The sequence below is a fragment of the Methylibium sp. genome (assembly GCF_013817345.1).
GTDB lineage: Bacteria > Pseudomonadota > Gammaproteobacteria > Burkholderiales > Burkholderiaceae_C > Methylibium.
The window spans coordinates 18,479-30,081 of sequence record NZ_JACDCW010000007.1 but is presented as its reverse complement, the minus strand read 5'-3'; the positions used below and the strand labels follow the sequence as shown (position 1 = coordinate 30,081).

The following is an 11,603-nucleotide window of genomic DNA, read 5'->3' as shown; positions in this document are numbered from 1 at the left end:
CCGCTGGTTGGCCAAACGTTTCTCCGGCGGCACACCCGACAAGAACACCCAGGAGTACTGGCACGACGGGACCATTCCGTGGCTGAACTCGGGAGCCGTCAATCAAGCGTTGATCACTGAGCCCTCGACGTTCATTTCAGAGTCGGGATTCGCCTACAGCAGTGCCAAGTGGATTCCGGCCGGTGCCCTGGTTATGGCCCTCGCGGGGCAAGGCAAGACCAAAGGCATGGCCGCACAACTGGCGATATCGTCAACGTGCAACCAGTCGATGGCTGCCATCGTGCCGGCGGCCGAGATGCAGCCAAGGTTTCTACTCTGGTGGCTTCAGTCGAACTACCAGAACATCCGCAACATGGCGGGCGGTGACATGCGGGATGGGTTGAATCTCGATCTCCTTGGCGAGATTCCATGCCCCATCCCGCGGTTAGACGAGCAAACTGCCATCTCCACCTTCCTCGACCGCGAGACGTCCAAGATCGACGCCCTGGTCAAAGAGCAGAAGCGCCTGATCGAGTTGTTGAAGGAGAAGCGCCAGGCGGTGATCTCGCAGGCCGTCACGAAGGGGCTGGACCCGGACGTGCCGATGAAGGATTCGGGGGTGGAGTGGCTGGGGGAGGTGCCAGCGCATTGGGACGTCTGGCGAGTCAAGGACGCCGCCAGATTGGAGAGCGGCCACACGCCATCCAAGCAAGTGCCAGAGTATTGGGAGGACTGCGACATTCCTTGGGTATCGCTCAATGACTCCAAGCAACTCGCGGTCGTCGACTACATATCTGAGACAGCGGTCTGCATCAATGAACTCGGTCTCGCCAACTCGTCTGCCCGGATGCTCCCGACCGGTGCTGTCGTGTTCACCCGCGACGCAACGATTGGTCTAGCGGCAATTACAAGCAGGCCTATGGCGGTATCGCAGCACCTCATCGCTTGGTGCCCGGGTGAGCGTATCAATGCGCTCTACTTGCTTCGGGTCTTCAATGTCATGAAGGACTTTCTCGATGCGGCAACATTCGGAGCAACCATCAAGACCATTGGAATGGCCGATGTGAAGAATCTGGTCACGCCGCTGCCGCAGGTTTCCGAACAGCGCGAAATTGCTGCATTCATAGGCGTACGAAAGTCCGAGTTTGACGCGCTGATCTCTGAGGCCGAGTCTGCAACGGCGCTTCTCGGTGAGCGCCGCGCCGCCCTGATCTCCGCCGCCGTCACCGGCAAGATCGACGTGCGCAGCCTGATACCCCAGCCCGAGGCGGCGACCGCATGAGCATCCACAAGGAAATCCACCTCGAAGACGAAATCTGTGCGGACCTGATTGCCGCAGGTTGGCTCTACGAGGCAGGCGACAGCGCCCGCTACGACCGGGCTCAAGCGCTGTTCGTCGATGACGTGGTGGCATGGGTCAAGGCCAGCCAGCCCAAGACCTGGGACGCCATCGAGAAGAGCCACTGGGCATCAGCCACCAAAGTAGTTGGCGAGCGATTGCGCAAGGCGCTCGACAGCCAAGGCACGCTGACCGTGCTTCGCCAGGGCTTCGACATGATCGGCCTGAAGCACCCGACCAGCATGTGCCAGTTCAGGCCGGCGCTGGGCATGAACGCCGACCTACAGGCGAAGTACGCTGCCAACCGGCTGCGCGTAGTGCGGCAAGTGCACTACTCGCTGCACCACGAGAACAGCATCGACCTGGTGCTGTTCGTCAACGGCATCCCGGTGGCCACGGCCGAACTGAAGAGTCACTACACGCAGGGCGCCCAGGACGCGGTCTACCAGTACAAGACCGACCGCGAGCCACTGTTCAAGCCCAAGAACGCGCCCGAGCCGCTGCTGGCCTTCCCAGGCGGGGCGCTGGTGCACTTTGCGGTGAGCAATGCCGCCGCCGAGATGACGACGCGGTTGGCCGGCCTGGACACCACCTTCCTGCCCTTCAACCAGGGCAACGCGGGCGGTGCCGGCAACCCGCCGAAGGAGGGCATTGCCACCGACTACCTGTGGAAGGAGGTGTGGCAGCGCGACAGCTTCCTGCAGATCCTGGGCCGCTACCTGGTGCCAGTGAAGAACGCCAAGAAGCAGTTGGTGGGCTGGATTTTCCCGCGCTACCACCAACTCATGGTGACACGCAAGCTGGTGGCTGCGGTGACTCAGGAAGGCCCGGGCGGCAAATACCTGGTGCAGCATTCGGCCGGCTCGGGCAAGACCAACTCCATCGCCTGGACGGCGCACTTCCTGGCCGACCTGCACGACGCCAGGGACCACAAGGTTTTCGACACCGTCATCGTCATCTCCGACCGCACGGTGCTGGACACGCAGTTGCGCGAGGCCATCGAATCGTTCGAGCGCACCAAGGGTGTGGTGGCCGTGGTCACGGGCGAAGGGGCAAGCAAGAGCAAGGAACTGGCCGAAGCACTGGCGGCGGGCAAGAAGATTGTGGTGTGCACGATCCAGACCTTCCCCTTCGCGCTGGAAGAGGTGCGCAAGCTGGCGTCCACCAAGGGCAAGCGATTCGCGGTGATTGCCGACGAAGCACATTCGTCGCAGACCAACGAGACAGCCGCGAAGCTGAAGCTGGTGCTCAGCGCCGCCGAGCTGGCCGAGCTGCAGGATGGCGGCGAGGTGACGGCCGAAGACGTGCTGGCCGCGCAGATGGCGGCCAAGGCGGGTGGCGAAGAGGACACGGGCATCACCTACGTGGCCTTCACCGCCACGCCGAAGGACAAGACGCTGCAGCTTTTCGGCTCGCGGCCCGACCCGACGCGCAAGCCTGCGGCCGACAACGTGCCGGCGCCGTTCCACGTCTACTCGATGCGCCAGGCCATCGAGGAAGGCTTCATCCTCGACGTGCTGAAGACTTACACCTCGTACAAGGTGGCGTTCTCGCTGGCACACAAGGGGCAGCAGATCGACTCCAAGGAGGTCGATAGGTCCGAGGCCATGAAGGGGATCATGGGCTGGGTGCGCCTGCACGAGTACAACATCGCGCAGCGGGTGCAGGTGGTGGTGGAGCACTACCGCAAGCATGTGGCCGGTCTGCTGGCCGGGCAGGCCCGGGCGATGGTGGTGACCGGCAGCCGCAAGGAAGCGGTGCGCTGGCAGATCGCCACGCGCAAGTACATCGCCGACCATGGCTACCCGATGGACGCGCTGGTGGCCTTCTCGGGCGAAGTGATTGACCTGGAAAGCGGGCCCGACCCGTTCACCGAACACAGCAAGGAACTGAACCCCAGGCTGGGCGGGCAGGACATCCGCTCGGCATTCAAGAGCGGCGATTATCAGTTGCTGCTGGTGGCCAACAAATTCCAGACCGGCTTCGACGAGCCGCTGCTGTGCGCGATGTACGTGGACAAGCGGCTGGGCGGCATCCAGGCGGTGCAAACGCTCTCGCGGCTGAACCGCTTCTTCCCGGGCAAGGACCAGACCTACGTGGTCGATTTCGTCAACGACCCGGCCGACATCCTGGCGGCCTTCAAGCCGTACTACGAGACTGCCGAGCTGTCGGGCGTGACCGACCCATACATCGTCAACGAACTGAAGGCGAAGCTGGACGGGCAGGCCCTGTACGACACGTACGAGGTGGACCGCGTGGTCAACGTGGCGATCAAGGGCACGAAGGCCAAGCAGTCGGACCTGGACGCGGGAATCATGCCAGTGGCGAGCCGCCTGCTGACGGCCTACGCGCAGGCCAAGAAGGAGCGGGAAGCGGCCGGCAACGACGCGAAGGCAGCCAAGGACGCCAAGGATCGCATGGATGCGCTGGTGCTGTTCAAGGCGGACATCGGTGCCTACGTGCGCATCTACGGCTTCCTGTCGCAAATCTTCGACTACGGCAACACTGACATCGAGAAGCGGTCGATCTTCTTCCGGCTTCTGCAACCGCTCCTGACCTTCGGGCGCGAGCGCGAGGGCGTGGACCTGTCGGCCCTGAAGCTGACGGCCTACACAATCAAGAGCCTTGGCGACCCCAAGCTGATCGTCGGCGCGGGCGAGGGAGTCAAGATCGACCCGACCGACGAAGGCGGCACGGGCCAGGTGCAGGACAAGACCAAGATCGCGTTGTCCGAGTTGATCGCCAAGGTGAACGACCTGTTCGAGGGCGACCTGACCCCGGGCGACAAGCTGGTCTACGTCAACGACGTGATCAAGGGCAAGCTGATGGAATCGGAGAAGCTGGCCGAGCAGGCGATGAACAACACCAAGGAGCAGTTCGCCGCATCACCCGACTTGGCCAGCGAGATCATGAATGCGGTGATGGACGCGCTGTCGGCACACACGGCCATGAGCAAGCAGGCGCTGGAGTCGGAGAAGTTGCGCGGGGACATGAAGGACGTGCTGCTTGGGGCGGGCAAGCTGTGGGAAGGGCTGCGCGAGAAGGCGCAGTCTGCTGTCGGCAAGTGACGGGGTACGCTGAATGAAGCAACACTGCACCCACACATCGGATAGAGGCGTCGCACATGCCGCTTGAAGAAAAGGCCGTTGTCGTGATGACCGGGGCATTCCGCCGAATGGAAGGATCGGTAACCTCCCCGCAGAGAGTCGCTCACAAGGGTTCTTTCGTCTGGCGGTATGCAAACAGAGGCATCCACGAGGCAATCGTCCAGAAACTGGCTCGCAATGTCAGCGGACTCAACGCGGTATTTGTCCTGCTGCAAGCAGGCTATGTGCAGGAGGTCGGTGTCCTGCTCCGCACCCTGGATGAAATCCAAGAGGACATAATGTTTCTCGCCATAGCGGAGACAAACGGCGCTCGATCTGAGCGGCACGAGAGGTACCTAAAGGCTTTCTACTCGGATTTAGTGTTCTCGCGTCATGAGGGCTCCCTCGAAATCCAGAAGCCAGACTTGGTTCCCCGAAAGAAGATTCGCGCTCATACGATGAACGTCCTCGGGAAGGGCGTAAAAGCATCCCAGGCCCTGGTTGCTGGCGAAGCGGTCGGAACCGCGTATTCGGGTTACGTACACGCCAACTCTGAATGCATCATGGACATGTACGGGGGCGAGAATCTGTCCTTCCATGTCGAGGGGATGATGGGCACGCCGCGCATTGCCGCCTGCGCCCGAGGCGCCGAGAACTACATCTATCGCGGCCTCACGGCTACGATTGCGGCCGCCAAAGCGTTCGGTGATGCTCAGCATGTGGAGGTGTTGTACAGGTTTCTGGCCGAGTACGAAGCGGCCAATGGCCACCCTTCTCCAAAAGTGCAGAGTTCAGTTTGACGAATCGTTCAGCCGACGCTGCTCTCCTGGGGCATCAAGGCTTGTCCAACTGGCTCGGATAGGTCACCTTGCTGATAGCCCTCAGCTTCTGGGCCATGCTCGACCCGGCCGAATACAGGCCATAGCTCATGGTCGCCTTCTCGTGTCCCAGGATGTCCGCAGCTACGCCTTCGGGCACCCCTGCCTGCTCCAGCATGGTCGCCACGGTCTTGCGGATCGAGTGGAAGACATGGCCAGGGCCGAAGCTTATGGACTCCTTCAGTCGGCCGAACCTCTTGGACAACGGATCAGATCGAACCCCGTACTTGCTGGCCGAGGTCGAGGGGATCAGGAACCCATCAGCAGAGTTACTCTGAAGGCGCTTCACCAGGGCCTTCAGCTTCGGGTGAATGGGGACCTGCCTCTCGCCCGCGTCGGTCTTGTCATCGAACAGGAATACGCCATCCTTCGAGGTCTCAAGGGTGAGGGCGCACAGCGACTCGATCCGGGCCCCGGTGTAGGCGCCCAGTGCGATTAGGTCGGCCAGCGGTTGATCGTCTGCCGCGACGTCATAGACCTGGGCCAGTTCGTCGGCCGTGAATGCCTGCCGGTCCTGGGTGTTGCTCTTGGCGACCTTCCCGGCCAGCTTGAAGGAGCCGTCGAAGGGGTCGGGGGCGATCATCGTCACAGTCCCCGACATGCGCAGGTACGCCCACAGTGACCGGCAGCCTTCCCCGATGCGGGCCATCGTGGCCTTGGTCGCGCCGCCCTGCATGAGCTTGTCAGTCCATGCCTTCACTGCCTGGGGCTCCAGGGCCTCCAGGTTCACGAAGTGGTCAGTCATGCGCAGCACGTCGCGGTGCCTCTGGTCGATGGTCTTTAGCGACACCCGAAGGCTTTCCTTCCAGGCTGCCACCAGAGGGGCGAGGGGAGTGGTCTGTCCGGTGGCATGCTTCCATCGTGCCGAAGCCTGCTCACGGTCCGCGATCTTCGACACGGCCTTCTCGATCACGTCTTCAATGGCAATCGCTTCGGCCTCGCTGTTGGCCGTCATGTGACCCTGCCGCAGGTTGTCCCAGAAGGTTGCCTTCGGATCGGGCAGCTTGCCTCGCGCCTTCTCGGTCTCCGCCTTCCATCCGGGCACCAGCAGGCCAGCCCGAAGGATGGCTTCTCGCTTGTCGGCGGTCTTGGTGGACTGGCTGAATCGCCGCTTGCCGATGATGTGTCGAACGTCGTCGGGGACCGACAGCACGGCATACCAAAGATTGCGGCGCAGCTCGATGTGGCTCATTCGGGGCTCCTTGTTGGAACGCTGAATTTACCCCACATATTTACCCCACGCTGGGGCCATTTCGTGACTGTCTACCTAGGTAGAGTGCCTGATTTTGGTTTCGGTGACGAGTGTCCCGTCCACTCCGCCAGTAATCAAGGGGTTAGTACCTGAAGGTGCTAACCCCTTTCGTCTGGGCGCTCCCTTGATGAAGGGCGAAGTGTCCATCGCGTGATGATCGAGTGCATGCACTGCGGATTCCGGAACTCCGGAACGGCCTTGACACCAGTTGATGGTGCCGTTCATCACTCGTTTTTGTAAGCATTCGCAATTCCGTCCTTTGCGGAATTTCGTTTGGCGACAAGGTCTTACGAAGGTTCAACACGGATTTTTACTGGAGAGGGGTTCGAAGACGTTAAGTGTCGATACACATCGTCGAGAGTTGCGACTGCACACTCCGGATCGCAACTCCGAGAGCGCCTCTTGACCGCCATAGCCAACCCAATCATCGCGGAGTCCTATCTACATCCGCGAGCCTTCGTCGGTGGTGAGCCGTCCCGCGATGAGGACACTTCGCGCCATTTCAAAATCAGGGCCGCCGATGATCACGGGCAGAGGAGCTCCACCAATATTCTGATCAAGCGCCGGTATGAATGGCGCGGCTATCAGAATGTTGCTCTTCCTACGGAACAGGCAGGACACCGGATCACGCTCTGTGCCACCGAGGAAGACGAGGTCATCGGCACCATTACCGTCGGACTAGATGGCGCAGATGGGCTATATGCAGAGGACGCGTTCTGCTCGGAGGTACAAGCCCTCCGAAAAAACGGAATACGGATCTGCGAATTCACCAAGCTTGCCATGGGAGCAACGGCAGGCTCCAAGCATGTACTGGCTTCTTTGTTTCATGTCGCCTATACGATTGCGCATCGCATAAGAGGCTTCGACATGTTGCTCATGGAGGTGAACCCGCGTCACGTTGCGTATTACCGGCGCATGCTCGGATGTCAGATTCTCGGTGCCGAGCGGCTCAACCGCCGTGTCAGTGCGCCGGCCGTGCTGCTGTCTTTGGATCTCAACTACACGCGCGAGCAGATTCGCCGCTTAGGTGGGCGCCCTGAGCAAGCTGCTTGCGAGAAGTCTTTGTATCCATTCGCGTTTTCCGAACCTGAGGAAGCGGGCATCATCGATCGGTTGAACCGGTCGGTGTGGCCAGGAAAGCCTTCCTGAGCGGATAGCGGTACTCGCGGTGGCCGTCGAAACGCAGGTTTGACTCGGCGAGGGCCAAAACGGAGCTCAGCTCTTCTTTTTGGGAGCCAGTCGCGCCGGGCAGGCTTCGGCTTTGCCCCAGTAGCCTTGGCAAATGCGCTGCCGGCATTCGAGAGCCTGCGCGGTGCTCTTGCCACTGTGCAACTCGCAGCGTCTCACTACTTGCGCAAGCGTCACCGAGTGAGGCGAGGCATGCGGATCACCTTGACCTTCGCTCGAAACGTGCTCGAGCAAAGCGGAAAGCAGCAGTACGTCAGCATCCGGTCGGTTGCCGACCGGATTCGGTGTTTGCGAATTGGCGCGGGTGAGCGTGGCCGATGCGGAAGTTGAGGCGATACGGCGCACTGGCGCGGCAGGCTCGGCTCTCTGCACGCGCTTCGGTTCGGCTACATTGCCGGTCGCCGAAGGCCGAGGGAAAGCCTTGACCTTTTGCCCGGTTTGAAACCCCGAGGCCTGCACCGCGGCAGTCGTCAAGGGCGGCGCCGCAAGCGCGGTCGCACTTGCTGGCGTCTCGGCAGAGGCGACCGCTGCTGTGTGCTGCGCGGACGCCTTCTCGGGTAGCGCTTCGATGCGTGCGGCCGTCACGGCGACCGGCGCCGCACTTGCGTATGCAGCCGTCCGGCGCTTCTCGATGCCCGGCGGGCTCGCAAATACGCCCTCGTGGCCCCGGTCGAGCAACAGCGACGGGTTCGCCTCGCGCTGCTGACTCCACCACCAGCTTGCGGCAAGCGCCGCCACGGACAGCACGGTCGCAAGGAGCCAGCCGGAACCCCGGCGGGCGGACCGGCGTGCGCTCGGCCTGACGACGGATTCCAACTCGTCGAGCATCCGCAGGGCGTCGCTGTTCGTGGCGCCGCGTGGCGCTGCAAGATCTTCGGTCAAGCTCGGCCGGGCGGTGCGGCCCGACGGCGAAAGTGCCTCGGCGTGGTCATCTGTGGGAGAAGGCAAGGAGGGCTCCAGGCATCGTCGTTGTCGCGCACGAGGTGCACGCGGCTCGTTCACCAGCCCACACGCGCGGACAAGCGAGGCAAAATTTTAGGGTTCGCTTTCGATCACGAGTCGTTTCGGTGCGTCACCTTAAAGAGGGATGCCTGTGCGATGGACACGTCGGCATACTCCGCCGTCCTTTGGTCTGCCGAACGTGCACTGAACGCATGATTTTCGCTGTCGTTCTGTACTTCACGCTTGCCACCGCGGCACTTGCATTCCTGCTGTTGCCTGGACCGCGCGCTCAAGCGCTCGGATGGACGCAGCGGATCATCCGCAACGGCGCAGCGGTTCGCCGCTCTATCGCCGCACGGGGGCACCGCAGCGCCAACCGCATGCTGCGTGCGCTGAGCAAGCAATCGACGCAAGCGTGCGAGGGGTTGGCGCCTTACCGCCGCTGGATGCCAGCCGCAGTTGTGCTGCTGATCGTTGCGCCCCTGCTGCCACTGGTCCTGGCTTTGCGCGGTTTTCTACAACTCGACGGCTACGACCACCGCGTGAGCCGCGAAGTCAATCAACACATCGCCGTTCTCCTCGAAGGTGAACAGCTCGTGCCGCCGCCCCTGTTGCCGCCGGCGTGGTTCGCCACCCGCGAAGTCGAGCATGCACGACCGCTCATCCACGGCGCCAGCCGACAGTGGGAGCTCATGAATTCCGAGTTTCGGCAGCGATTGCTCGTCGTTTTCAAGTTGATGCGAGATAAGCATGGCATCGAAATGGTGCTGCTTGAGGGGTATCGGAGTCCGCAAAGGCAGCAGCAGCTTGCCGGGCTGGGGCCGCAAACGACGCGCGCCGGTGCGTTCGAGAGCTGGCACCAGTACGGCCTCGCCGCAGACTGCGCTTTCGTGCGCAACGGCCGCATCGTCATCTCCGAGCAAGACCCCTGGGCCGCGGACGCATACGCACGGTATGGCGAGGCGGCGCGTTCGGTCGGTCTGGTGTGGGGCGGGGGGTGGCGCAGCCTCAAGGACTACGGCCATGTCGAGTTGCCACTCGCGGGCGTCATGACGCGGCGCTTGAGCTCTGATCAACCGGCGACAGCACATGCCCACTGATTCATCGATCTGTCGTCGGGAGGCGCTGTGAGCAGACCGTTCATCGTGGTGGGAGACAAGACCGATCACGGCGGCGAGGTGATACAGGGTTCCGCCAGCACCGACGCAGCCGGCAAGCCCATGGCTCGCGTGGGTGACCAGGTCACCTGTCCGAAGAAGGGCCATGGCGGCACGACCGTGATTGCCAGCGGGGATCCCAGCTGCATGATCGACGGCCGGCCCGCGGCGCGTCACGGCGACAAGACGGCTTGCGGGGCCACATTGCTGTCCTCTCAGATCGCGACGACCGACTGATGCGTCCTTCGCCGCTACCGCCGTTGCGCACTATGCCCGTCGTCTCATGAGCAGTCTGTTCAAGGGCGTGGCTCTTTTCGTTGCCCTTACCTGCGGCGTCTGGATTGCGGTGCTGTGGCGCTGGGAAGTCACGGCGCGCGACATGAGCCTGAGCGACTTCGTTATCTACCTCGGCGTCCTGCCGCTCACGGTGTTCGCTCTTGTGCTGCTGCTGCGACGGGCTTCGCGTGGCGCGTTGCAGCGCCAAGCGGCTGCGGCTGCCGCCGGGCTCTCGGCCGTGCCCGCTGCGCGCACTACCGGGACAGACGACGATACGCAGCGCCATGCCACCGTGCAACTGCTTGCCGCGTCGCTCATGTGCGCGGCCGGTACGTCGGCTGCCGAGCTGCTGGCCGCAGCAAAAGACGGCGCTCCGCGACCCGCGCTCGACCCCGAGCTGCGCGACGACGACGGACTGCCGGTGTTCACCGCACGCATCGCTGTCCTGGATCCCGCTTCTCTTGCGCCACCGCTGGCATCGCTGATGGAGGCCGCGCGTGCCCGGCATGCCGAGTGGGCCGGCGTGGTGCCGCAAGAACACGTGCAGCGCGCTCTCGCAGCGCTGCAGGAGCCTTTGTCGCAAGCCGTCATGGCACTGGCGCCCTGGGCCGCTCGCTTTGCCACGCCAGCAGGTGGAGCGCCCGGGTGCCGTGTGCGCGTGCTGATCGGCTTGCCGGCAGACTGGACGCCGTTCGAGCAGGCGCTCGGTCATGCTTTCGCCACCGCGGTGGTCGCCACGGCAGAGCCTTCGGCGATCCCGGCGGCGTGCTTGGAGGTGACCTCGGGCACTGACACCGGCGAGGAGCTGCTGCTGCAGGCCGACCGTCTGCTCCGAGCACTGGCACGCGAGCAGCTCAGCGAACCACTGATCGTGGCCGCCTGCTACAGCGCGATCGGCGAGGACGCGGTTGATGCAATGGAGCGCGGCGGCTCGTTGTTCTCGAGCGCGAAGCGGCCCAAGGGGCGCATTCCCGGAGAAGCCGCAGCCGCACTCGTGCTGGCAGGCGCCGACTGGCCAGCAGCGGACACCGAGGGGTCGGTGCCGCACCTGTACCGGCCGACCGTGCTGCGCCGAGGCAAGTCGGTCGATGCGCCGGGCCGCATCGGCAGCGATCTCGTCTCGCAGGCGATAAGCCAGGCGCTCTCGGCCAGCGGCCTTCCCAGCGAGGCGATCTGCTCGCTGGCCTGTGACGCCGATCAGCACACGGCACGCGGTGCCGAGCTTCACGGTGGCGCGCACGGCCTGCTGCCGCACCTGGACAGCGGCGAAGACATCCACCTTGCCGGCACCGTCACTGGCGCGGTTGACGCAGTGAGTGCGCTGCTGATCGTGGCTTGTGCTGCCGAGTGCGCCACGGCGGGCGGCCAGCCTTGCCTCGCGGTCACCGTCGGCGACCCCTTCACTCGCATGGCGCTCGTCGTCCTGCCGGACCGACCGCTGGAGCCGGGAGGTGCGACCCCGGCCGCTGCCCCGGCCCCCGCAACCAAGTGAAAGAACGCCACCTA

At 63.4% G+C, this 11,603-nt stretch carries 9 protein-coding genes; 7 read left to right on the top strand and 2 right to left on the bottom strand.

Going from position 1 to position 11,603, the window contains the following annotated elements; translation table 11 throughout:
* Positions 1–7: 7 nt before the first annotated feature.
* The 3 genes from H0W40_RS02415 to H0W40_RS02405 are packed head-to-tail and all read left to right on the top strand — an operon-like array spanning position 8 to position 5,204.
* Positions 8–1,261: a restriction endonuclease subunit S gene (locus tag H0W40_RS02415; RefSeq protein ID WP_292442844.1), complete on the top strand. Its 1,254-nt coding sequence runs from the start codon at positions 8–10 to the stop codon at positions 1,259–1,261.
* The gene (locus tag H0W40_RS02410; protein WP_292442841.1) at positions 1,258–4,386 is read left to right on the top strand and encodes a type I restriction endonuclease; all 3,129 of its coding nucleotides are present in this window, start codon (positions 1,258–1,260) and stop codon (positions 4,384–4,386) included. The genes H0W40_RS02415 and H0W40_RS02410 overlap by 4 nt, the downstream gene beginning before the upstream one ends.
* A gap of 56 nt (positions 4,387–4,442) precedes the next feature.
* On the top strand, positions 4,443–5,204 hold the full coding sequence (locus tag H0W40_RS02405; protein WP_292442838.1) for a hypothetical protein: 762 nt from the start codon (positions 4,443–4,445) through the stop codon (positions 5,202–5,204).
* Between the two features lie 34 nt (positions 5,205–5,238).
* Here H0W40_RS02405 and H0W40_RS02400 read toward each other — a convergent pair whose 3' ends face one another.
* A complete protein-coding gene (locus H0W40_RS02400) occupies positions 5,239–6,474 on the bottom strand; it encodes a DUF6538 domain-containing protein (RefSeq protein ID WP_292442835.1) in 1,236 nt (411 codons plus the stop codon).
* A gap of 462 nt (positions 6,475–6,936) precedes the next feature.
* Here H0W40_RS02400 and H0W40_RS02395 point away from each other — a divergent pair, with 462 nt between their 5' ends.
* The gene (locus H0W40_RS02395; protein WP_292442832.1) at positions 6,937–7,683 is read left to right on the top strand and encodes a long-chain N-acyl amino acid synthase; all 747 of its coding nucleotides are present in this window, start codon (positions 6,937–6,939) and stop codon (positions 7,681–7,683) included.
* A gap of 66 nt (positions 7,684–7,749) precedes the next feature.
* Here H0W40_RS02395 and H0W40_RS02390 read toward each other — a convergent pair whose 3' ends face one another.
* Positions 7,750–8,550: a hypothetical protein gene (locus H0W40_RS02390; RefSeq protein WP_292442829.1), complete on the bottom strand. Its 801-nt coding sequence runs from the start codon at positions 8,548–8,550 to the stop codon at positions 7,750–7,752.
* 575 nt (positions 8,551–9,125) lie between these two features.
* Between H0W40_RS02390 and H0W40_RS02385 the strand changes: the two genes are divergently transcribed.
* Genes H0W40_RS02385 through H0W40_RS02375 form a run of 3 tightly spaced genes read left to right on the top strand, consistent with a single transcriptional unit; the run spans position 9,126 to position 11,589 of the window.
* Positions 9,126–9,764, top strand: coding sequence for a M15 family metallopeptidase (locus tag H0W40_RS02385; RefSeq protein WP_292442826.1), 639 nt, complete (start codon positions 9,126–9,128; stop codon positions 9,762–9,764).
* A gap of 27 nt (positions 9,765–9,791) precedes the next feature.
* Complete coding sequence (locus H0W40_RS02380; protein WP_292442823.1) at positions 9,792–10,058, top strand: PAAR domain-containing protein; 267 nt, start codon at positions 9,792–9,794, stop codon at positions 10,056–10,058.
* A 46-nt stretch (positions 10,059–10,104) separates the two neighbouring features.
* Positions 10,105–11,589: a hypothetical protein gene (locus H0W40_RS02375; protein WP_292442819.1), complete on the top strand. Its 1,485-nt coding sequence runs from the start codon at positions 10,105–10,107 to the stop codon at positions 11,587–11,589.
* The last annotated feature ends 14 nt before the right edge of the window (positions 11,590–11,603 follow it).